This is a genomic window from Methylobacterium sp. P5_C11 (assembly GCF_054049775.1).
Window position 1 is genome coordinate 21,557 of sequence record NZ_JBFULS010000010.1, and the last position, 21,060, is coordinate 42,616.

Genomic DNA, 21,060 nt, shown 5'->3' on the forward strand with positions numbered 1-21,060 from the left:
CGCCGGGAGCGGAAGCGCCGCTGCAGCCCTTCCTACTCATTTGATGGATGGCGCGACGGATATTGTTATCAGCACCGGTATAGTGCTTTTGAATTCGGCGAATAACCAATTTTTCAATATTCAGGGACGTAATATCGGCTTGATAGAAAGTCCGGCTGCCGCACCGGTGCGGCCGTCGGCAGCCCGATCGAGCCCATGGTCCTGCGCGCGACTGCCACAGCGATCCGAGCCCACCTCGCCGATCGCGCCTCGCGTCTGATCGCAGCCGGCGGCACGTGCCTGTTGCTCAGCCTGATCCTGCTCGGCGCCTACCTGTGCCTCGATCTGCGCGCCGTCGCTTGGCAGAATGCGCGGCGCAATACCGCGAATCTCCTAGCCGTCGTCGAAGAGAGCCTCGGCCACAGCCTCCGGACCTACGACCTGGCGCTGGAGAGTTCCGCGCGCCTTGCGAGCCGCCCGGACATCGCGACCCTGGATCCCGGCCTCAAGCGCTTGGCCCTGTTCGACAACACCAGCCCGGATTCCGGTCTCGGCGCGATCACCGTCACGGATGCGGCGGGCGACGTCCAAATGACGAGCGATCCCAACCAGCAGAAGCGGCCGAACCTAGGCACGCTGCCGGAATTCCAGATCCACCGCTCCGATCCCGATGCGGGCCTGATCCTGTCGGGGCCGACCGCCTCGCGTCTGACCGGGGAGCCGATCATCCGCATGACCCGGCGTATCTGGACGCTGGACGGCACCTTCGCGGGGATCGTGTCCGGGTCGATCGCTCTGGCGCATTTTCAGGCGCTGTTCGACCGGCTGCGCTTCGAGGACGGTCTCGCCCTGAACGTCTTTCATCGAGATGGGACACTCCTGATCCGCGCCCCGGCGCGCCCGGGCACGCTCGGTCAGAGCATCAGCGCGAGTGCAGGCTATCGGATCTACAGTACGCAGGCGCGCGGCGAGTTTCTGGGGCGCTCGTTCCTGGACGACGTCGAGCGGCTCTACAGCTTCGCCAACCTCGTCGATCTGCCGCTGATCGTGACCGTGGCCACGAACGTCGACCGCATTCGCGACGTCTGGATCTACAAGGCGGCGATCGTCGGCGTCCTGATCCTCTGCCTCTGCATCCTCACCTTCGGACTGACGATCCTGCTTCACCGGGAGATGGCGCGCCATGCCGCAACAGAGGCCTCCACCCGCGCCGCGAACGCCGCCCTCGCGGTGCTCGCCCGGACCGACGGCCTGACCGGCCTGCCGAACCGGCGCAGCTACGACGAGCACTTCGCCGCGGAGTGGAGGCGGGCCGCGCAACTCCGGACGCCGCTGGCCTTGATGATTGTCGACGCAGACCACTTCAAGCAATTCAACGACCGCTTCGGGCACCAGCGCGGCGACGAGGTTCTCAAGGCCGTGGCGGATTGCCTGCACAGGGCACTCGACGCCCAGGGCCTCAGCTTTCGGATCGGTGGTGAGGAATTCGTGGTGCTGCTGCCCGGTCTCGATGCGACGGCTGCGGTTATGACGGCCGAGCGTCTCCGCCGGGCGGTGGCCAATCTCCGGATCCCGCCTGCAGCCGATGTCGGGGGCCTCGCCACGGTGAGCATCGGGGTCGCCTGCGCCGATCCGGGCGCGGGACATCCCCCCGAGGCCCTGTTCGTCGCAGCCGACGCCGCCCTCTACGCGGCGAAGAAGGCTGGCCGCAACCGCGTGCGGGCCGCCCCCTCGGCCGACCCGATGACCCTGGCGCGGCGGGCCTGATCAGGCGGACGCCTCACAGCATGGGCAGGATGCGCGGCTGCGGGCCGCGCGGGAAATGGGCGTCGATCAGGGCGATCTCGGCCGTCCCGAGATGCAGATCTGCCGCTCCGGCATTCTCGACGGCCCGGTCCGGCCGGCCGGTCTTTGGGATCGTGAAGGTGCCCGGCAGACGGGTCAGGAAGGCGAGGGCCACGGCGTAGGGCGTGGTCGCGTGGGCCTGGGCGATGCCCTCCAGAACACGGCCTCCGGCGCTCGCGGGATCGGGGAAGTCACCGCTGCCGAAGGGCGAGTAGCCGACCATGGCGACGCCGTGCTTCTCGCACCAGGGCAGCACGGCATGTTCGATCGCCCGCTCGTTCAGGTGGTAGAGCACCTGATTGCAGGCGATCCGATCCGGCCCCGCGATGGCGAGGGCGCGGTCGAGGTTCGCGACGTCGAAATTGCTGACGCCCCAGGAGAGGATCTTGCCCGCCCGGCGCAGGTCCTCGAAACCACCGATCGTCTCCTCGAGGGGATGCTGTCCCGGCCAGTGCAGCAGGTAGCTGTCCAGTCGATCCGTCCGCAGGCGCCGGAGCGAGGCCTCGCATGCGCGCGCAACGCCGCGGCGCGTTGCGTTGCCCGGGACGACCTTCGAGACGAGGAAGACCTCCTCGCGGCAATCCGCGATGGCAGCGGCGACGATCGCTTCCGCATCGCCATACATCTCGGCCGTATCGATATGGGTCATGCCGGCATCGATTCCGGCCCGCAGCGCCCGGATCGCATCAGTCCGGTCCGAACTGTCGATGTGCCACGTGCCCTGGCCGATCACCGGGACCGGGACGCGCGTCGCTCCGAAGCTCCTGGCGTACATGGCAGCGCTCCCTCTTCGCTGTCGCAACGGTCGCTGGCGGCGATCCGGTCGGGTTCCGGGCGGCTTGCATGTCACGCTCGGCCGCGCCGCAACCCGGCACGCCTTACTCGCGCCATCTTGGGGCGTTGAGCAATGGGCGGCGGCTTTTCGCGGCGCTGAACTTTAGGCCGAAGCCTGAAAGCCTGCGGCGCGCCGCGCCTGGGCGTCCCCGCGCGGGGACGCTGCGCCGGGCCTCGGAAACCCGGTCCGGGGCGGGGTCCATCGGTTGGCCATGCTGGAGACGCGCCGATGCTGCCGGCCCACCGGATGTTCTGGGGTCTGATCCTGCTGGCGGCGGCCGGGGCGGGCCTCCTCTACAACATCATCTTCGCGGCCGGCGCATCGCCGCTCGCCGGGTTCACCTACGGCTTGTGCATGGGCGCCACGGTGCTGGCCTTCGACCGCGGGCTGATCCTGGCCGGCCTTCAGGCGCGGATCCGGCGGCTGCCGGCCTGGCTCTACGTTCCGGCCGCGGAACTCGCCTACGTGCTGATGATCATGGCGGGCAACGCCCTGGGCGGGCTAGTCGTGTGGGCCTTCGCCCTGACGCCGGACGATCTCACCTCGGCGACCCGGATGACCGCAAGGGTCCTCGCCTACGCCCTGGCCGTGTCGGGCCTGCTCGTCTTCGTGATCCGGATGCGCGACCTCGTCGGCGGCGAGGTGTTCGTGAATTTCATGATCGGCCGCTACCACAAGCCGGTGGCGGAGGAGCGCATCTTCCTGTTCCTCGACGTAGTCGGCTCGACCGCCTTCGCGGAGGCGCATGGTGACCTGCGCGCCCAGGAATATCTCGGCGCCGTGTTCGCGGCACTGGCCGAACCGGTCCGCCGCAACGGCGGCTCGGTGGACGATTACGTCGGCGACCTCGCCATGGTGACGTGGCCGATGGCGCGCGGGCTCAAGGACGCGCGCTGTGTCACTTGCCTGTTCGATGTGATCGACCGGATCGAGGCGGATTCCGGAGCCTGGACGGCCCGGTTCGGGACGGTCCCGCGTCTCCGCGCAGCCCTGCACGGCGGCTCGGTCGTCACGGCCGAAGTGGGCGTGGACCGGCACAAGATCGCGTATTTTGGCGATGCCGTGAACGTCACGTCGCGGATCGAGGCCCTGTGCCGGCCCCTCGGCGTCGGGATTCTGATCTCCCAGGATCTCCTCGGCCGATTGCCCCGTCTGCCCGCCGGGGTCCGGGCACGCTCACTCGGTGCCCATGCGCTCCGCGGGCGCGGCGCGCCACTGTCTGTGGCCACCCTCGAACGTGGTCCGGCCGAGAGCGCTCCAGTGGCGGATCTGGCGCCCCGGCGCGCCGCGGTCGCCCGCTGATGGCCGGGACCGATGGTGTAGGCGCCGGCATTCTGGTCGCCGCGAAGTTGGCGCTGCGTTTCGGGTTGCCGCTGCTGGGGCTCGTGGTCTTCGGCCGCGCCGTCGTGCTGTCGGTGGGGGGCGATATCGAGCGCTGGCAGTTCGGTCTGGGGGTGCTCCTGATCCTGGCGGGCTTCACGTCGAAGCTCGTGCCCCGGCCATGAGCGCCGGGCCGGCGGGACCGCCGATCTATCTCGATGCCGATGCCTGTCCGGTCAAGGACGAGACCTACCGGGTCGCCGCGCGGTACGGGCTAACCGTCCACGTCGTCGCCAACAGCGTGCTGAACCTGCCGCGCGAACCCTGGATCGAGCGCATCGTGGTCTGCTCGGAACTCGATGCCGCAGACGACTGGATCGCGGCGCGGGCCGGACCCGGGAGCATCGTACTCACCGCCGACGTGCCGCTGGCCGCCCGCTGCGTGAAGGCCGGCGCGACGGTCCTGGCCTTCACCGGCAAGCCGTTCAGCGAGTCATCGATTGGCCTCGCCCTCGCCACACGGGACCTGATGCAGTCGCTGCGAGAGGCCGGGACGATCACGGGCGGTCCGAAGCCGTTCTCCCGCGCCGACCGCTCGGCCTTCCTGTCGGCCCTCGATCGCGCCATCAACCGGATCCTGCGGGAACGGCCGAAACCGACCTGAGGCGCGATCGTGGTCGCCGACCTGTCGGTGGATCAGCCCTCGGTCGCTGGCACCAGCGCCTTGAGCGCCTCGTTGATGCGGTCCTGCCAGCCCGGCCCGTCCTTCTGGAAATGGGCCAGCACGGCGCTGTCGAGGCGCAGGCTCACGACCTCCCGCGAGCCCGGGATCGTCGCGGTGGGCCGTGCGACGGGCGGCGCCGGCGGCGGAGCGGCCGGCTTCGGTGTGGTGGCGGCCCGGAAAGCCGCCTCGGCCGTTGCGCGGGGATCGGTGAAGCGGCGGCGGTTGCGGTCGTCGGACATCGACCCCTAATCCTTCGCGGTCGTCTTCTTCGGTGCGGCCTTCTTCGCAGCACTCTTGGCGGTGCCCTTGGAGGCACTCTTGGAGGCGCCCTTGGCCGCCGCCTTGGCTTCCTTCTCGGCCGCCTTGGTCTGTGCGTCCGCGGCCTCCTTGGCGAGGCGGAGCGAACGCAGCTTCAGGGTTCGTTCGTCCACCGCCTTGATGGCCGCGTGATGCTCGGCCATCGCCTGGGCACCCTCGCGGGCCATGCGCTCCGCGCGTTCCGCGCGCTCGGCGCGGTTATCGGCACGCGTCTTGGCTTCCGCCTCCGCGTCGCGGGTGGCATTCACCTCGTCGAGGTCGTACTCGGTGTCGTCGCTCATCCTGTCCCTTTCAGCCCGGCTCAGAAGTCCCAACCCTGCGCATCCTGCCTGGGACGGGGACTGAGCGGGTCCGGCCTGTTCGAGGGGAGGGGGATAGGCCGGATGGTCGGCCATTCTGCGCAGTCACGGGACGCGCATGAAGTGCCAGTTCACCGAGGCTTTAGCATGCCCGGCGCGCCAATGGCGAATCGTGATCGCGGGCCGGGACTGACGACCCACACTATTCGTATCCGGCGTGAGACTGTGCCGGCCAGATGGGAGGTCAGTCGAGACTGACGGGTGGCTGCCCTCGCTCACCGGACTCGGAAGTTGAGCGGAATGGAGACGGACAGACTCGACTGCGTCACCCCGGGCGGCGCCGCCGGCAGGCTGCCGCGCACCGCCGCGAGGGCGGCGCTGTCGATCTGGCCGACGCCGCTGGAGCGGGCCACACCCGCGCCCGTGACCTGACCCGAGCGCATCACGGTAAAGCGGACCACGGCCGTTCCACCGCTGGTGCCGGCGGCGGCGTTCGCGTTCATCCGGCCATGGATCGCCGCGCTGATCGCGCCCTGCCATTGACGCATGGCGCCGGGATCGCTGCCTGCGGCTGCCCGACCGGCGTTGTTCTGGCGGGAGGCCGAGGCCGAACTGCGCTCGGCGCCCTGCTGGGCTTTGGCCTCGCGAGCCTTGGCCTCCCGGGCCGCCTTGGCCTTCGCCTCCCGGATCTCCTCGAGGCGCTCCTGCCGCGCCTCCTCGCGCTTCTGCTCTCGGAGCTTCTCCTCGCGGATCTTGCGCAGCTTGGCCTCCCGCTCGGCCTTGAGCTTGGCCGGGTCCGGTGCCGGCTTCGGCGGCTCCTCAGTCTTGGCGACCTCGGCGGGCGGCGGAGCCTGGGGCTCCGCGGCTTCGGAGGTGGAGGTGATGACCTGGCTCTGCGCCTCGACCGGCTGGGCCTCCGGTGGTGCCTCGACTGCCTGGGTCTCTTCCGGCTTCACCTCGGTCATCTGCGGGGGCGGCGGCTGGACGGCCTCGTCCGGTGGGGCGTCCACCGGCTTGGTCTCCGGAGGCGCCTCCTGGCTCATCTGCTGCTCTGCCGGCGCTTCGGTCGCCGCGTCGGTCATGAGCGGCGCCAGATCGACGGTGATCTGCTGCTCGCCCGTGGGCGCGGGGGGCGCGAGCCGCAGGACCATCACCGCAGCCAGCACGGCGGCGTGCAGGGTCAGGGCGACCAGGAAGGCGGCGACCAGCCCGGACGGCCGATGCTCGCCGAGACCGGCCGGCAGATCCGTCGACGTGGAGATGTTCATCGGATCAGCGTGCGGTCCCTGCGGGGGCGGCGGGCGATGCCGACGGGGCGCCGCCGGGCGACTGGGCGATCAGCGACACCTTGGTGAAGCCGGCCTGACCGACTAGGCCCATCACCTCCATCACCTTGCCGTAGGGGACGTCGCGGTCGCCGCGCACGAGGATCACCTGATCCTTGTCGGCGGCCGCCATCTCGCGCAGGCGCGGCACGATGCTGTCCATCGTGAACACCTCCTTGGCGATGGACGGGTTGCCGTCCTTGTCGACCGTCACCTCGGCGGGCTTCTTCGACTGCGCGACCTTGGGTGCTGCAGTCTTCGGCAACTGTACCGGTACGCCGGTCGTCATCAGGGGCGCCGCCACCATGAAGATGATCAGCAGGACGAGCATCACGTCGACCATCGGCGTGACGTTGATCTCGGACATCGGCATGTCGTCGAAGTCGTCGTCGTCGCTCGTGCGAAGGGATCCCATCGCCATGGGGCGTCTCCGGTACCGTTGCGTTGGGCTCTGTGCGGGCTGGCGCCGGCGGCTCTACTCGGCGGCGGCGCGGTGTGCGCCGGCTCGGTCGCGGGCGAGGCGGTTGCCCAGTACCGAGATGTAGGAGGCGAAGGTGCTCTGGATGCCGCCCACGTCGCTCGAGAGCTTGTTGTAGGCCATCACCGCCGGGATCGCGACGACGAGGCCGATCGCGGTCGCGAACAGCGCCTCGGCGATGCCGGGCGCCACCACGGCGAGGGACGTGTCCTGGCTCCGGGCGATCGACGAAAACGAATTCATGATGCCCCAGACGGTGCCGAACAACCCGACGAACGGGGCCGTGGAGCCCGACGTCGCGAGTAGCGACAGGCCGGTGCGCAGGCGCTTCACCTCGAGGGTGAGAGCGCCCTTCATCGCCCGCTCGATCCGTTCGCGGCGCTCCGCCCGCGTTTCGGAGGAATCCTGGTCGCGCCAGGCGTCGATGGCGGCCTTGACCACGTGGCCCGCGATGCCGCGGTGCTCGCCGTCGAGGCTTCCGCCGGAGCGCACGAGCGTGGCGAACGCCTTGGCCTGGCGCCGCGCCGCGGCGAGCCGGATGACCTTCTCGAACACCACCGTCCAGCAGGCGATCGAGGCGATCACCAGCAGGATCATCACACCCTTCACAATCGGGTCGGCCTGCAGGAACAGGCCGAGGAACGAGAAGTCGTGCGCCGCCTCGATCGGGGCTTGTGTCGGGTCCATCGCGGGCTCCTGGCGTCCTGGTCTGGTGCGGCCCTGCGCCGCCGTCGTGTTGTGTGCGGTGAAAGCCGCAGGCCGCCCGGCGGCCGTCGCCGCCGGGCGGTTTGGTTTCGTCGACCGTCAGATCGTCCGCATCAGCGGTCGAACTGGATGCCGGCCTTGCTCTCCGTCTCGGTCCGCTCCAGGCAGCCCTCCCGGGCCGCGTCGCCGCCGTCACAGGCCAGCACGTCGTTCAGGAGCACGCGCCCGACCTTGTTGCAGGCGATCCCGGGGAAATCGAAGATCTTCACGGTGGTCTTGCGCGGCGGAAGCGGCCCGAGTTCGACCGCCACACGCTTCTGCGCGACGCCCTCCGTATCGAAGGCGAAGAGGTCGACCTTGTAGGACTTCAGGCCGGTCCCCTTGGCGTTGTCGATCACCATGGTGATCCGGCAGGCCTCGCCGGCGGTCTCGAGCTTGTTGAGCTGGAGCTTGAGCGGCGCGGCCTTCTCGGACGCGTCCTGCGCAAGGGCCGATACGACCAAGAGTGCGGAGAGTGCGAAACAGGCCGCCGTGTCGAGGGCGACACGCCCGATCCGCCGGCGGTAGAGGGGAGCACGCAGGGCAAGCACCGTACCAGAGTCCTCTTCGACTTCGAGCCGGCCGACGACACCTGCCGCCCCGGCCAGTGTGATGGATCGCCGGCGGCCGATCAGTGCAGCACGGCGCGCGCGGGGCATTGGCTCGGCGCGAGGCGCCGGGCCGCCGCGTCGAGCGGACCGACTGCCGCCCGGACCGCCGCCACGAGGCGCGGCGCCGCGTCCTGCCCGGTGATCTCGGCCGCGGCCGTCTCGAGATCCGTCCAGAGACGCTGCCGTCCCCGGTTGATCAGGTTCACCAGCGCGCATTCATGGCCGGTCACCCGGCAGCAGCTCGCCGGCATGAACGACCAGTCGCCATCGCGTTCCGCCCGCAGGGCGCGGACGATCGCGACCATGCAGGCCACGAACTGGCACCCCTCCGCGGGGCCGAGCAACTGTTCGGCGCCGTCGAAGGCGGCGTTCCAACAGGCGACGTCGCTCGTCATGTATCCGGCCGCCACGAAACGGGCCACCGACAACGCCAGGATGTCGGCCTCGTCGCCGCACACCTCGGCGACGCGTCGGGTCGCCGCGTGGTCCGACAGGGTCAAGGGCGCGCTCATGGACTGCGGTGCCTCGCGTCGCAGGAAGGATGGCGTCGGACCGACCGTTTCGGTCGGGGCATCGCCTGTCGCGGCAGTATCCACGCCCGCGGCCGGGATCAAGGCCCGGGGAGAAAATCAGAGCAGTTCCAAATTGTTAGAGGAAAGCGTGGCCGTTGCGGTCATTGCCTGACACTCCCGGTTATATTTGCCGAAACGTCCTGGATGTCCGCGATCGGTCGTGGCCGCATGACACCGGCGCCCGCCCTTGATGGCCCCGGTGGGCTCGGCCATATCTATCGGTTGCCGGCGGCGTCTCGTCCGGCGGAGCGCTGCCCACGGTGGGCTCCCTGTCGACGAGGTGCTCAGGCATCCCGGGGGCGCGGCACGTCCCGGGGTCGGAGGCCTCGCTTTGTGGATGACGGCCGCGATGACGCGAACCTCGCCCTTCGGGCACCCGTTCCTGCTCGGCTTCGACGAGATCGAGCAGGCCCTCGACCGGGTCTCCAAAGCCGCCAACGACGGCTACCCGCCCTACAACATCGAGCGTCTGCCCCGCACCGACAGCGAGCCTGAGCGCCTGCGCATTACGCTCGCGGTGGCCGGGTTCACCCGCGATCAGCTGGACGTGATGCTCGAGGAGAGCCAGCTCGTCGTCCGGGGCCGGCAGGTCGACGAGCGCGAGCGCCACTTCCTCCACCGCGGCATCGCGGCGCGCCAATTCCAGCGGACGTTCCTGCTCGCCGACGGCATGGAGGTTCTCGGGGCGGACCTCGCACACGGCCTGCTGTCGATCGACCTTGTGCGGCCGGAGCCGGACCGCATCGTGCGCAAGATCGATATCGGTGCGCGGGGCTGACCAATTGATTGGGAGGCCGGGCTCCCCACATCAGTGTGGAGCCGCCGGTGCCTTCTGGATCGGCGGCAGACGCTCTGCCACCCTAGGAGGGCTTGATGTTCGCTTCCAATCCGTCTCCCTTGACCCCTGCCGATCTCGACCCGGCTGATTTCCAGCCGGCCGATCTGGCGGCACTCGGTGAGGGCCACATCGCCTATGTCCGGCCGATACGGTCCGACGAGGTGCATCGCTTCTTCCCGCAGGCCCCCGATCTGTCGCCCGGCCTCGACCTGTTCGCCCTGCTCTCGGCAAGCGGCGCGCCGATCATGCTCGCCGATTCCCGCGACGTCGTGCTGGCCAACGCCTTCGCGCACGATCTCCAGCCGGTGAGCCTGCACTGAACGGCCCGCCTCGATCGTCCGGTCAACGGGATCCGCGGACGCGGATCCCGGCGACGCGGGCTTTCATCCTCACGCAGCAAAGATCCGGGCGGACGCCGCGTCGGCGCATCTGAGCCCCAGCGGCGCCGGTCAGGCGATGGTGTCCACCGCGTCCACGAGCCGCGCGATATCCTGCGGTCGCGACAGGCGATGGTCGCCATCTGCGATGAGGGTCAGGACGGTGCCTTCGGCTGGAAGCCGGCCGAGGATCTTCAGCGCATGGGTGTAGGGGACATCGGTGTCCCGCATCCCTTGCAGGATATGAACCGGACAGCCCGGCTCGACCGGTCCGCCCAGCATGCAGTGCTGCCGGCCATCGTCGATGAGCGCCCGGGTGATCGGAGTCGGTTCCGGCGCGTACTCGCTGGGTTTCCGGAGGACGCCGTCGCGAAGGAGCATGGCCCGGGCAGCCTCGCTGAGACGGTTCCAGATCAGCTCTTCGGTGAAATCCAGGGCCGGCGCGATGAGCACGAGCCCCGCGGTCGTCTGCCCCCGGGCGGCCCGGTCGCGGGCGACCAGGCAGGCGATCCAGCCGCCCATCGACGAGCCGACGAGGATCGGCGCCGTCCCGGCATAGGCGTCGAGAACTGCCCGCGCGTCTTCCAGCCACCAGGAGATGGTGCAATCCGTGAACGTGCCCTCCGAGGCGCCATGCGCCGTATAGTCGAACCGGACGAGTCCGCGGCCTGTCTCGGACGCCCAGGCGTCCAGGGCGGTCGCCTTCGTGGCGGTCATGTCCGAGCGGAAGCCGCCGAGCCAGACGACCGGAGGACCGGCGCCGTCGCGCACCCGAACGGCGATGCGCCGGGCGGCGTCGTCCGTCCCGACGGTGAGGAATTCGGGGGTCGTGTCCATCATCGTCCGCTCCGATATCCCTCTCCGCGAGTGGAAGAAGTCCGGCCCTGAACGGTACGGCTTCAACCTCCGTTTACCAGACCGTAAAGCGCACCGGCGATGCTGGATCAATGGCAGCGAGCATTTGGCAGATACCGGCCGGGGGCATGCGTGTCCTCGCCGAAGGACCACGGACGAGCGACGTGTCCCACGCTCTGTCGGGCTTTCCGGCGGAGATCGGCGCCCTGGCGGGCGCGCGCATCCTGCAGATCATCCCCGAACTCGAAGCGGGCGGCGCCGAGCGCACAACGGTCGACGTGGCCGGTGCCCTCGCGGCCGTCGGCGCACGCGCGCTCGTCGCGACGGAAGGCGGGCGACTCGTCGGGGAGTTGCAGGCCAAGGGCGGCCACTGGCACCGCTTCCCAGCGGCCTCGAAGAATCCGGCGCGGATGGCCGTGAACGTGCTGCGGCTGATGGCGCTCTGCCGCCGCGAGGGCGTGCAGATCATTCATGCCCGCTCGCGCGCCCCCGCCTGGGTCGCCCTCGGCGCGGCCCGCCGCCTCGGGATCCCGTTCGTGACCACCTATCACGGCAGCTATTCCGGCCGCTCCAACGTGAAGGTGCTGTACAATTCGGTGATGGCCCGCGGCGACGTCGTGATCGCGAACTCGCATTACACCGCCGACCTGATCCACCGGCTGCACGCCGAGCAGGCGGGCGACCGGGTCCGGGTCATCCATCGCGGCACGGACCTCACCGTGTTCAATCCCGTGGCGGTCGGGGCGGCCCGGGTCGAGGCCCTGCGCCGGAGCTGGGCCGTAGCCCCGCACGAGCGCGTGATCCTGCTGGCGGCGCGCCTCACCGCCTGGAAGGGCCATCGCGTCCTGATCGAGGCCGCCGCGCAGATGCGCGACCGCGGCGTCCCCGACCTCGCCGTCGTGCTGGCGGGGGATCCCCAGGGCCGCGTATCCTACGAGCGCGAACTCGACGCGCTGATCGCCGCGCGGGGGCTCGGCGGCATCGTCCGCCGAGTCGGGCATTGCACTGACATGCCGGCCGCCTTCCGGGGCGCCTCCGTCGTGGCCGTTCCGTCCGTGGAACCGGAGGCGTTCGGGCGCTCGGCCGTGGAGGCGCAGGCGCTCGGCACGCCCGTCGTGGTGTCCGACCTCGGGGCCGTGCCGGAAACGGTGCTCGCCCCGCCGCAGGTATCCGGGAGCCAGCGCACCGGATGGCACGTGCCGGCCGGAGACGCGGCCGCACTCGCCGCCGCGCTCACCGAAGCCCTGTCCCTCGGCGCCAGCGCCCGCGACGCCCTCGGCCGCCGGAGCCGCGCCCATGTCGAGGCGCACTTTTCCCTCGAGCGGATGGTCGGCGACACGCTGGCGGTCTATGCAGGGTTGCTCGGTCGGTCCCAGTGAGCGGCCCGGGATTTCCGAGTTCGGTCTCCGCACGCGGCCGCCGATTATTTTCGGCCGCGCCGGGCTAGCCCGTTGACTCTGGCCGTGGTTCCACCAACGTAGTAAGTCCGGATGAGACCGGAGCGGCTGGCGGTCAGGTGGTCCTTCCGGGGATCGTCCGTTCCGCCGATTCGCCGTTGCAGCAGGAGACTGAAGCCATTCGTAGACCGATGAGAGCCATGCCGGCCCCGCAGAAGGACGGGCCGCGCGCGAACCGCGACATTCGCGGTGTGCGGGAAGTGCAGCTGATCGACGATACCGGGCAGAACCGCGGCGTCGTCCCCTTCTTCGACGCCCTCACTCTTGCTGAGGAAGCCGGTCTCGATCTCGTGGAGATCGCGCCGAATTCCGTGCCGCCCGTCTGCAAGCTGCTCGATTACGGGCGCTTCCGCTTCAACGAGCAGAAGAAGCAGAACGAGGCCCGCAAGCGGCAGAAGACGGTCGAGGTGAAGGAGATCAAGCTCCGCCCCGGCATCGACAAGCACGATTACGACACGAAGATGAAGTCGGTGCACCGCTTCTTCGAGGAGGGCGACAAGGTCAAGGTGACCCTGCGCTTCCGCGGTCGTGAGATGGCTCACCAGGACATCGGCTTGCGCCTCCTAGAGCGCGTGAAGAGCGAGACCGCGGAGATCGCCAAGGTCGAGAGCGAGCCCATGCTCGAAGGCCGCCAGATGATCATGATCCTCGCGCCGCGCTGACGGCAGGATCTTCGGATTTCGGACCCGCGCCGCCTCCTCACCGGGGCGGCGTTTTCATGTTGGCGCTTCCGATAAGCGTCGCCGCGGATTATGGGCAGCCATGGCCCTCGCCCCCGACGAGATCGAACGCTACGCCCGCCACCTCGTCCTCGCCGAGGTGGGCGGACCGGGTCAGGCCCGGATCAAGGCCGCGCGGATCCTGGTCGTCGGGGCAGGGGGGCTTGGTGCGCCGCTCATCCAGTATCTGGCGGCAGCTGGAATCGGCACGATCGGCCTCGTCGACGACGACACCGTCTCCCTGTCCAATCTCCAGCGCCAGGTCATCCACGGCACGCCGGATCTCGGCCGGCCGAAGGTCGAGAGCGCCGCCGACGCGGTGGCGCGCCTCAACCCGCACGTGGCGGTGATCCGGCATCCGTTCCGGATCGATCCCGACAACGCGGTCGATCTCATCGGCGGCTACGACGTCGTCGCCGACGGGTCCGACAACTTCGCCACGCGCTACGCGGTGTCCGACGCCTGCTTCCACGCGCGGCGGCCTCTGGTGACGGCAGCGCTCGGCCGCTTCGACGGCACGTTGACCACGATCCGCGCGCACGAAGCGTCGCCCGACGGGACTCCGAACCCGACCTATCGCTGCCTCTTCCCGAACCCGCCGCCCGCCGGCAGCGTGCCCGCCTGCGCGGAGGCCGGAATCCTGGGGGCCTTGGCCGGCGTGATGGGCTCGCTGATGGCCCTGGAGGTGATCCGCGCCGTGGCGGGCTTCGGAGAGCCCCTGGTCGGACGCCTGCTAATGGTCGATGCCCGCGCCATGCGGTTCGAGACGTTGCGCTACGGGTGGGATCCCGAGAATCCGCTCAGCGGCACCGGCGCCTCAGCCGCCTAGCGGGACCGGCGGCATCCAGGGGCCTTCGGCCTCCACCTTGCCGAGGCAGCATTTCTTGAACTTCTTGCCCGAGCCGCAGGGACAGGGATCGTTGCGGCCGACATCCTTGAACGGATTGCGCTGCGGCTCACCGGCCCCTTCCTCGGTCCAGTCGAGGGCCTCGACCGGATCGTCGAGGTAGCCGTACTGGTACGGTCCGAGGCGATCCCGGTCGTCAGGCTTCGCCTCTGCCTTGCGCAGCGTTTCCTTGAACCAGTCGGCGTCGCTCACCTCGTCGGTGAGGCGGCCATCGGCGCGGGCCGCGGCCGCCCGAGGGGCCAGATCCCGGAAGCCCAGATGCGCAATCGTCTCCTCCCAACCGACCCAGACCGGCGCCTCCTCGACGGCGGCCTGCGCATCGTCGAACCGGACCAGCAGGTCGTGCATCGCAGCCCGGTCGATCCGGCCTTCCAGGGTCAGGAAGGTGCAGGCGCTGAGCAGGGCCATGCGGGCGAAATCGTCGACGGTGCTGTCGAGGATGAGCCGGAACAGCGGCTGCGGATCGCCGTCGAACAGGCTCGCCAGAACCTTGGCGAGGGTCGCGGTCAAGGCATCGCCGATGACGGCGTCGAGGGTCTCCTCATCCTGCCGGAGCAGCCTGAGGAGCGGCGCCAGGGCGCGGGTGTCCCGGGCATGCGCCAGGACGTGCAGGCCCCAGAACAGGAGATTTGCCTCATCGGGCGCGAGTTCGCGCCCGTCCGCGGCCGCCTCGAGCAGCGGCAGGGTTGCCTCGGCCACGGCGGCGGGATGCTGAAGCGCCTCCCGCAGCGCCGCCTTCGGCCGGTACTCGGCCGCCGCGAGATCCGCGATAAGTAGGGCGATCCGGTCCATGGCGTTCCTCAGGTCCGGAGGGTCGCGCCCGTCCGGCGGGAGACCTCGGCGACGATCCGGGCGCTCACGGCCTCGATCTCAGCGTCGGTCAGGGTCCGCTCCACCGGCTGAAGGCGCACGGCGATCGCCACCGACTTGGAGCCCTCGGGCACGCCGGGTCCCTCGTAGAGGTCGAACACGTCGACCCCGGTGACGAGCTTGCGCTCGGCATTCTGGGCGGCCTTCACGAGGTCGCCCGCCGGCACGTCGCGGCCGACCACGAAGGCGAAGTCCCGGGACAGGGGCTGGAATTCCGAGAGCGCCAGTGTCGGCTTGGCCTTGGTCGGCTTGTGCTTGGGCAGCGGGAGGGCGTCGAGCACGATCTCGAAGGCCACGAGGTTGCCCTTGAGATCGAGGGCCTGCAGCGTCCGCGGATGCACCTCGCCGAACCAGCCGATCTCGGTCTTCGGGCCGAAGCGCAGGGTGCCGGAGCGGCCGGGATGCAGCCAGGACGGGCCACCCGCCGTGATCTGGAGGCCGCCCGTCGGCACACCGAGGCTGCCGAGCAGGGCCAGGGCATCGGCCTTGGCATCGAAGGCATCCACGGTCTGGCCTGCACCATCCCAGTGCCGTCCTGCGCCGGCCAGGGTCGCGCCTCCGCGGCGGACCGCTGCCGCACGGATGCTCTGGCCCTCCGGCTCGTCCGAGGCGAAGCACTGGCCGACCTCGAACAGGGCTGCGTCCGGATAGCCGCGGTCGGCATTGCGCTGGGCCGCGCGCAGGAGGCCCGGCAGCAGGCTCGGCCGCATGTCCGACAGCTCCGAGGCGATGGGGTTGGCCAGGACGAGATCGGCGCGGCCGCCGCCGAACAGCTCGGCATCCGCGTGCGGGACGAAGGACCACGTCACCGCCTCCATCAGGCCCCGGCTGGCCAGCGCCCGCTTCGCGGTCCGGGTGCGCTTCTGCATCACCGTGAGGAGAGGCCGGCCGATCCCGGCGAGCCGGGGCAGCGGCTTGGCCTCGATCCGATCCAGACCGGCGATGCGAACCACCTCCTCGACGAGGTCGGCCTTGCCTTCGACGTCGGGCCGCCAGGACGGCGTCAGAACCTTCACCCGGTCCCCGGTGCCCGAGACGTGGAAGCCCAACGTCTCCAGGATCAGCTTCATCTCGATGCGAGGCACCTCGATGCCGGCGAGGCGACGGACCTCGGTCCAGGGGAAGTCGATGATGTGCTCCGAATCCGGCGGCTCACCGGCGATCCGCGCCTGGGTCGGCGTGCCGCCGCAGAGATCCACCACCAGACGGGACGCGAGGTCGAGGCCCGGGAGCGTGAAGGCCGGATCGACGCCGCGCTCGAACCGGTATCGCGCATCGGTGATGATGCCGAGGCGACGGCCCGACTGGGCGATGTTGGCCGGGTCCCAGAGCGCCGATTCGATCAGGACGTCCGTCGTACCGGCGTCGCAACCGGAGTGCTGGCCGCCCATGATGCCGGCGATGGATTCCACGCCGTTCCGGTCGGCGATCACCACGGTCTCGTCGGTGAGCGCGTGGGTGCGCCCATCGAGGGCGAGGAGGCTCTCGCCGCTCTGCGCCCGCCGCACGGTAAGCGGTCCCGAGACCTTCGCCGCATCGAAGACGTGCAGCGGTCGGCCGCGGTCGAAGGTGACGTAGTTGGTGATGTCCACCAGGGCGTTGATCGGGCGCAGGCCGATCGCCCGCAGCCGGGCCTGCATCCAGGCCGGCGACGGGCCGTTCCTGACCCCTCGCACCAGCCGCACGGCGAACAGCGGGGCGAGATGACGGTCGTCCGGCGCGAAGGCCAGCTCGACCTCGACGGGACAGGCGCCTTCGCCGCGCACACCCGGCAGGGTCTCGCGCTTGAGTGTGCCGATGCCGGCGGCGGCGAGGTCGCGGGCGATGCCGTGGACGGAGGTGCAGTCCGGGCGATTCGGCGTGAGGTTGATCTCGATCACCGGATCGTCGAGCCCGGCATAGAGCGCGTAGGGCTGCCCGATCGGCGCGTCGGTCGGCAGTTCCATGATGCCGTCATGGTCGTCGCCGAGGCCGAGTTCCGCGCCCGAGCAGAGCATGCCGCGGCTCTCGACGCCGCGGATCGTGCCCACGGACAGGGTGATGGCCTTGCCCGGGACGTAGGTGCCCGGCGGTGCGAAGACCGAAACGAGGTCGGCCCGGGCATTCGGCGCGCCGCAGACCACCTGCACCGGCTCGCCGGCGCCGGTATCGACGGTGCAGACCCGCAGGCGGTCGGCGTTGGGATGCTGCTCGGCCGTAAGGATGCGGGCGATAACGTAGGGCTTGAGCGCGGCGGCCTTGTCGTCGACGCCCTCCACCTCCAGGCCGATCCGCGTCAGCGTATCGGCGATGGTGTCGAGGCTGGCCTCGGTGTCGAGGTGATACTTGAGCCAGGAGAGGGTGAATTTCATGATGGACCTTCGAGAGCCTGACGTCGGCTCGACCGTCGGAGGAACAGGATCACGGGGCCTTCATCGGAGCCGGACGGCGGCGGCGAGGGCGTAGGCGGCTCAGCCGGACAGGCCGCCCACCAAGCTCGGCACGTCGAGCGGTCGGAAGCCGTAATGGTCGAGCCAGCGGACGTCGGCCTCGAAGAACGGCCGGAGGTCGGGCATGCCGTATTTCAGCATGGCGATCCGGTCGATGCCGACGCCGAAGGCGAAGCCCTGGACGGCGTCCGGATCGAGGCCGCAATTGCGCAGCACGTTCGGGTGCACCATCCCGCAGCCGAGGATCTCCAGCCAGTCGTCGCCCTCGCCGAAGCGGATCTCGCCGCCCTTGCGCGAGCACTGGATGTCGACCTCCGCGGAGGGCTCGGTGAAGGGGAAGAAGGACGGGCGGAAGCGCATCTTGACGCCTTCCACCTCGAAGAACGCCTTGCAGAACTCCTCCAGCACCCATTTCAGGTTGGCGATGTTGGCGGCCTTGTCGATCACCAACCCTTCGACTTGGTGGAACATCGGCGTGTGTGTCTGATCGGAATCGTGCCGGTAGGTCCGGCCCGGGATGATCACTCGGATCGGCGGCGTCTGAGACCGCATCGTCCGCACCTGAACCGGCGACGTGTGAGTGCGCAGCACCTTGCGCTTCCCGTCCTTGTCGGGCGCCAGGAAGAACGTGTCGTGCATCTCACGGGCCGGATGGCCGGGCGGAAAGTTGAGGGCGGTGAAGTTCAACTCGTCCGTCTCGATGTCCGGACCCTCGGCGACCGAGAAGCCCATATCGGCGAAGATCGCGGTGATCTCGTCGATCACCTGGGAGATCGGGTGGATCCGGCCACGCACCTCCGGCGCCTCGCGGACCGGCAGGGTCACGTCCACCCGTTCGGAGGCGAGGCGGGCCTCCAGGGCAGCCTCGGCGAGGGCGGTCTTGCGGGCCGTGACGGCGCCCTGGACCCTGTCGCGCAGGCCGTTGATGAGCGGGCCGCGTTCCTTGCGCTCCTCGGGCGTCATGGAGCCGAGGGTCTTCAGCAAATCCGAGACGCTGCCCTTCTTGCCGAGCGCGGCGACGCGGACCGCGTCGAGGGCCGCCTCGTCGGATGCCGCGCCCACCTGGGCCAGGAGATCGCGTTCGAGGGTGTCGAGATCGGTCATCGCTGTCTTCGAACAGGGTTGGCTGAGTCGGCCGTCGCGGCCGTGCTCTGGCGCGTTGTGCGCCCGGGCGCAAGCGCGGGACCAAGCCCACGACCGCGCAAACGACGAAGGCGCGGCTCCCCCGGGGAACCGCGCCTTCCGTACGTCTCGCTTCAGGCCTGGATCAGGCGGCCTTGGCGGTGGTCTGCGGTAGCGCGGCCTTCGCCTTCTCGACGACGGCGGCAAAGCTCGCCGGCTCGTGGATCGCCAGCTCGGACAGGGCCTTGCGGTCGACGACGATGCCGGATTTCGCGAGACCGTCGATGAAGCGCGAATAGGTCAGTCCGTGCTCGCGGACCGCCGCGTTGAGGCGCTGGATCCAGAGGGCGCGGAACGTGCGCTTCTTGTTCTTGCGGTCGCGGTAGGCATACTGCATGCCCTTCTCGACCGCCTGCTTGGCGATCCGGATCGTATTCTTGCGCCGGCCGTAATAGCCCTTGGCGGCCTTCAGAACTTTCTTGTGCTTCGCGTGACTGGTCACGCCGCGCTTGACGCGGGCCATCGGTTATCTCCTGGATTCGACGAAAGACAGTGGCAACGGGTGTCGAAGGACTTACCGCGCGTTCGGCAGGAAGTACTTCTTCACGTTGGCGGCATCGCCCTCGAACAGGGTCGTGGTGCCGCGCAGGTTGCGGATCTGCTTGGTCGTCCGCTTGATCATCCCGTGGCGCTTGCCGGCCTGGGCGTACATCACCTTGCCGGTGCCGGTGATCTTGAAGCGCTTCTTCGCGCCCGATTTCGTCTTCAACTTGGGCATTTGGCTCTCCGTTGCGCGAAAGTCCCGCAGGCCGACCCGCGAGGGTCGGTTCAGGTTCGCGCGCTGATGCTTCTGGTGGAGCAGCACGAGCCGCCACGGCAGCCCTATCGGCCGGGCGGTTCGACGCGGGGCGGCTTATGACAGAAAGCTGACGCGACGGCAACGTCCATGCCGCTGCCGGCGCCCCAGCCTTGCGGCGGCGCCGAGCCCGGAGCGGCACCCTCTGAGTCGGAGGAATTCGGGGACAGCTTGCGCGGTGCACAAAACGGTGAGCGACAGCGGGGGGCCAGGAACCATAACCTTGGCCGTCCGTTTCATTCATGTCCCGCTCAGGCCGGCAGGGGTAGACCCCCCGTCAAAATCGGCCAACCAGGAGACACTTCGTGCGCATTGCCCAGATCGCTCCGTTGTCGGAGGCCGTCCCTCCGAAGTTCTACGGCGGCACCGAGCGCGTCGTCAGCTGGATTACAGAAGAACTCGTCCGCCAGGGTCATGAAGTCACGCTCTTCGCCAGCGGAGACTCCGAGACGACTGCCAAGCTCGCGGCCTGCACGCCGGAGGGCCTGCGCTTGCTCGGCTACCGGGATCACACCGCCAGCCACTTGGCGATGCTCCATCAGGTGCACCGCCGCGCGCACGAATTCGACATCCTTCACTTCCACATCGACCTGCTTCAGTACCCGATGTTCGAGGATCTGAACCACAAGTGCATCACCACGATGCACGGTCGCCTCGACGTGCCGGATTTCATGCCGGTCTATCGCACCTTCACGGGCATGCCGCTGGTCTCGATCTCCGACAACCAGCGCCTGCCGATGCCGTCGACCTCTAACTGGCTGGCGACGATCCATCATGGCCTGCCGGCCGAGAACTGCCCGTACTTCCCGGAGGCCAAGGGCGGCTACCTCGCCTTCCTCGGCCGGATCTCGCCCGAGAAGCGGCCCGACCGTGCGATCGAGATGGCGATCCGGTCCGGTACGCCGCTGAAGATCGCCGCGAAGGTCGACAAGGCCGACCAGGATTACTGGGACGAGGTCATCGAGCCGATGACCCACCACCCGCTGATTGAGTACATCGGCGAGATCAACGAGGAGCAGAAGAAGGATTTCCTCGGCAACGCGCTCGCACTCGCCTTCCCGATCGACTGGCCGGAGCCCTTCGGCCTCGTGATGATCGAGGCGATGTCGGCCGGAACGCCGGTGATCGCCTTCCGCAACGGCTCCGTGCCGGAGGTCATCAAGGATGGCGTCGGCGGCGTGCTCTGCACCACGATGGACGACGCCGTCGCCGCGGTCGCCCAGGTCAAGGCCATGAGCCGCGCCGGTGTCCGCCGCCACTTCGAGAGCCAGTTCACTGCCGAGTGCATGGTCAAGAAGTACGTCGCCGCCTACCAGGACCTGCTGGCCCGGGGCGCGGACGTGATCAAGCTGCCGACCTCCGGCTTCAAGCCGCAATATGGTGAGGTGAATGGCTCCGCCCGGCCGGCGATTCCGGTCGCCGCGATGCCGGCTTGAAACCCGGCACCGGGCTTGCGAGGCGGGACCGGGTCGGCCTAGCGTCTTAAAGGCGACTCATCCGTAGGGTGAACAAGGGCTGCTGCATCGCAAGGATGCGGCAGCCCTCTCGATTCGTACCTCTCTCTTGCACCTGGAGATGCC

The 21,060-nt window shown here is 69.3% G+C and carries 24 protein-coding genes; 10 read left to right on the plus strand and 14 right to left on the minus strand.

Going from position 1 to position 21,060, the window contains the following annotated elements:
- Nucleotides 1-195: 195 nt before the first annotated feature.
- Entirely contained in the window at nucleotides 196-1,746 is a 1,551-nt protein-coding gene (locus tag ACXJKQ_RS07920; protein ID WP_457105219.1) for a diguanylate cyclase, read from the plus strand.
- A gap of 13 nt (nucleotides 1,747-1,759) precedes the next feature.
- Here ACXJKQ_RS07920 and ACXJKQ_RS07925 read toward each other — a convergent pair whose 3' ends face one another.
- Entirely contained in the window at nucleotides 1,760-2,599 is an 840-nt protein-coding gene (locus ACXJKQ_RS07925) for an aldo/keto reductase (RefSeq protein WP_457105220.1), read from the minus strand.
- Between the two features lie 288 nt (nucleotides 2,600-2,887).
- Here ACXJKQ_RS07925 and ACXJKQ_RS07930 point away from each other — a divergent pair, with 288 nt between their 5' ends.
- Genes ACXJKQ_RS07930 through ACXJKQ_RS07940 form a run of 3 tightly spaced genes read left to right on the plus strand, consistent with a single transcriptional unit; the run spans nucleotide 2,888 to nucleotide 4,643 of the window.
- Nucleotides 2,888-3,961: an adenylate/guanylate cyclase domain-containing protein gene (locus tag ACXJKQ_RS07930; protein WP_457105221.1), complete on the plus strand. Its 1,074-nt coding sequence runs from the start codon at nucleotides 2,888-2,890 to the stop codon at nucleotides 3,959-3,961.
- Nucleotides 3,961-4,164, plus strand: a complete 204-nt coding sequence (locus tag ACXJKQ_RS07935) for a hypothetical protein (protein ID WP_457105222.1) — start codon at nucleotides 3,961-3,963, stop codon at nucleotides 4,162-4,164. The genes ACXJKQ_RS07930 and ACXJKQ_RS07935 overlap by 1 nt, the downstream gene beginning before the upstream one ends.
- Nucleotides 4,161-4,643 carry a YaiI/YqxD family protein gene (locus ACXJKQ_RS07940; RefSeq protein ID WP_457105223.1) on the plus strand — a complete coding sequence of 161 codons (483 nt, stop codon included), beginning with the start codon at nucleotides 4,161-4,163 and terminating at the stop codon, nucleotides 4,641-4,643. Before ACXJKQ_RS07935 ends, ACXJKQ_RS07940 begins: the two co-directional genes overlap by 4 nt.
- A 32-nt stretch (nucleotides 4,644-4,675) precedes the next feature.
- On the opposite strand, the gene ACXJKQ_RS07945 is transcribed toward ACXJKQ_RS07940, so the two are convergent.
- The 7 genes from ACXJKQ_RS07945 to ACXJKQ_RS07975 form a co-directional block, all read right to left on the minus strand.
- Entirely contained in the window at nucleotides 4,676-4,942 is a 267-nt protein-coding gene (locus ACXJKQ_RS07945) for a BrnA antitoxin family protein (protein WP_457105224.1), read from the minus strand.
- A 6-nt stretch (nucleotides 4,943-4,948) separates the two neighbouring features.
- Complete coding sequence (locus tag ACXJKQ_RS07950) at nucleotides 4,949-5,302, minus strand: hypothetical protein (RefSeq protein ID WP_457105225.1); 354 nt, start codon at nucleotides 5,300-5,302, stop codon at nucleotides 4,949-4,951.
- 293 nt (nucleotides 5,303-5,595) lie between these two features.
- Nucleotides 5,596-6,588, minus strand: a complete 993-nt coding sequence (locus tag ACXJKQ_RS07955; protein ID WP_457105226.1) for a TonB family protein — start codon at nucleotides 6,586-6,588, stop codon at nucleotides 5,596-5,598.
- A gap of 4 nt (nucleotides 6,589-6,592) precedes the next feature.
- A complete protein-coding gene (locus ACXJKQ_RS07960; RefSeq protein ID WP_457105227.1) occupies nucleotides 6,593-7,066 on the minus strand; it encodes an ExbD/TolR family protein in 474 nt (157 codons plus the stop codon).
- 54 nt (nucleotides 7,067-7,120) lie between these two features.
- The gene (locus ACXJKQ_RS07965; RefSeq protein WP_457105228.1) at nucleotides 7,121-7,810 is read right to left on the minus strand and encodes a MotA/TolQ/ExbB proton channel family protein; all 690 of its coding nucleotides are present in this window, start codon (nucleotides 7,808-7,810) and stop codon (nucleotides 7,121-7,123) included.
- 131 nt (nucleotides 7,811-7,941) lie between these two features.
- A complete protein-coding gene (locus tag ACXJKQ_RS07970; RefSeq protein ID WP_457105229.1) occupies nucleotides 7,942-8,418 on the minus strand; it encodes a Tat pathway signal protein in 477 nt (158 codons plus the stop codon).
- Nucleotides 8,419-8,498: 80 nt separating this feature from the next.
- Complete coding sequence (locus ACXJKQ_RS07975) at nucleotides 8,499-8,990, minus strand: hypothetical protein (protein WP_457105230.1); 492 nt, start codon at nucleotides 8,988-8,990, stop codon at nucleotides 8,499-8,501.
- Between the two features lie 409 nt (nucleotides 8,991-9,399).
- Here ACXJKQ_RS07975 and ACXJKQ_RS07980 point away from each other — a divergent pair, with 409 nt between their 5' ends.
- Together ACXJKQ_RS07980 and ACXJKQ_RS07985 are read left to right on the plus strand one after the other, a co-directional pair.
- The gene (locus tag ACXJKQ_RS07980) at nucleotides 9,400-9,828 is read left to right on the plus strand and encodes an Hsp20 family protein (RefSeq protein ID WP_457105231.1); all 429 of its coding nucleotides are present in this window, start codon (nucleotides 9,400-9,402) and stop codon (nucleotides 9,826-9,828) included.
- Between the two features lie 95 nt (nucleotides 9,829-9,923).
- Nucleotides 9,924-10,208: a BQ00720 family protein gene (locus tag ACXJKQ_RS07985; protein WP_457105232.1), complete on the plus strand. Its 285-nt coding sequence runs from the start codon at nucleotides 9,924-9,926 to the stop codon at nucleotides 10,206-10,208.
- Between the two features lie 129 nt (nucleotides 10,209-10,337).
- On the opposite strand, the gene ACXJKQ_RS07990 is transcribed toward ACXJKQ_RS07985, so the two are convergent.
- Nucleotides 10,338-11,105: an alpha/beta hydrolase gene (locus ACXJKQ_RS07990; RefSeq protein ID WP_457105233.1), complete on the minus strand. Its 768-nt coding sequence runs from the start codon at nucleotides 11,103-11,105 to the stop codon at nucleotides 10,338-10,340.
- A gap of 143 nt (nucleotides 11,106-11,248) precedes the next feature.
- Between ACXJKQ_RS07990 and ACXJKQ_RS07995 the strand changes: the two genes are divergently transcribed.
- From ACXJKQ_RS07995 to ACXJKQ_RS08005, 3 genes are all read left to right on the plus strand, one after another.
- Complete coding sequence (locus ACXJKQ_RS07995; protein ID WP_457105234.1) at nucleotides 11,249-12,499, plus strand: glycosyltransferase family 4 protein; 1,251 nt, start codon at nucleotides 11,249-11,251, stop codon at nucleotides 12,497-12,499.
- A 218-nt stretch (nucleotides 12,500-12,717) separates the two neighbouring features.
- Nucleotides 12,718-13,239 (plus strand): translation initiation factor IF-3, encoded by a 522-nt coding sequence (gene infC / locus ACXJKQ_RS08000; protein WP_243908558.1) that lies wholly within the window; start codon nucleotides 12,718-12,720, stop codon nucleotides 13,237-13,239.
- A 100-nt stretch (nucleotides 13,240-13,339) separates the two neighbouring features.
- Entirely contained in the window at nucleotides 13,340-14,125 is a 786-nt protein-coding gene (locus tag ACXJKQ_RS08005) for a HesA/MoeB/ThiF family protein (RefSeq protein ID WP_457105235.1), read from the plus strand.
- Here the strand turns inward: ACXJKQ_RS08005 and ACXJKQ_RS08010 are convergent.
- From ACXJKQ_RS08010 to rpmI, 5 genes are all read right to left on the minus strand, one after another.
- Nucleotides 14,114-14,995: a DUF1186 domain-containing protein gene (locus ACXJKQ_RS08010; RefSeq protein WP_457105236.1), complete on the minus strand. Its 882-nt coding sequence runs from the start codon at nucleotides 14,993-14,995 to the stop codon at nucleotides 14,114-14,116. The genes ACXJKQ_RS08005 and ACXJKQ_RS08010 overlap by 12 nt on opposite strands.
- Before the next feature lie 8 nt (nucleotides 14,996-15,003).
- Nucleotides 15,004-17,424 (minus strand): phenylalanine--tRNA ligase subunit beta, encoded by a 2,421-nt coding sequence (pheT, locus tag ACXJKQ_RS08015; protein WP_457105237.1) that lies wholly within the window; start codon nucleotides 17,422-17,424, stop codon nucleotides 15,004-15,006.
- A gap of 99 nt (nucleotides 17,425-17,523) precedes the next feature.
- Nucleotides 17,524-18,606, minus strand: coding sequence for a phenylalanine--tRNA ligase subunit alpha (gene pheS, locus ACXJKQ_RS08020; RefSeq protein ID WP_457105238.1), 1,083 nt, complete (start codon nucleotides 18,604-18,606; stop codon nucleotides 17,524-17,526).
- A 163-nt stretch (nucleotides 18,607-18,769) separates the two neighbouring features.
- Complete coding sequence (rplT, locus tag ACXJKQ_RS08025; protein WP_043355811.1) at nucleotides 18,770-19,147, minus strand: 50S ribosomal protein L20; 378 nt, start codon at nucleotides 19,145-19,147, stop codon at nucleotides 18,770-18,772.
- Nucleotides 19,148-19,198: 51 nt separating this feature from the next.
- The gene (rpmI, locus tag ACXJKQ_RS08030) at nucleotides 19,199-19,402 is read right to left on the minus strand and encodes a 50S ribosomal protein L35 (protein WP_007561407.1); all 204 of its coding nucleotides are present in this window, start codon (nucleotides 19,400-19,402) and stop codon (nucleotides 19,199-19,201) included.
- Between the two features lie 383 nt (nucleotides 19,403-19,785).
- Between rpmI and ACXJKQ_RS08035 the strand changes: the two genes are divergently transcribed.
- On the plus strand, nucleotides 19,786-20,916 hold the full coding sequence (locus ACXJKQ_RS08035; protein ID WP_457105239.1) for a glycosyltransferase family 4 protein: 1,131 nt from the start codon (nucleotides 19,786-19,788) through the stop codon (nucleotides 20,914-20,916).
- Nucleotides 20,917-21,060: the final 144 nt, after the last annotated feature.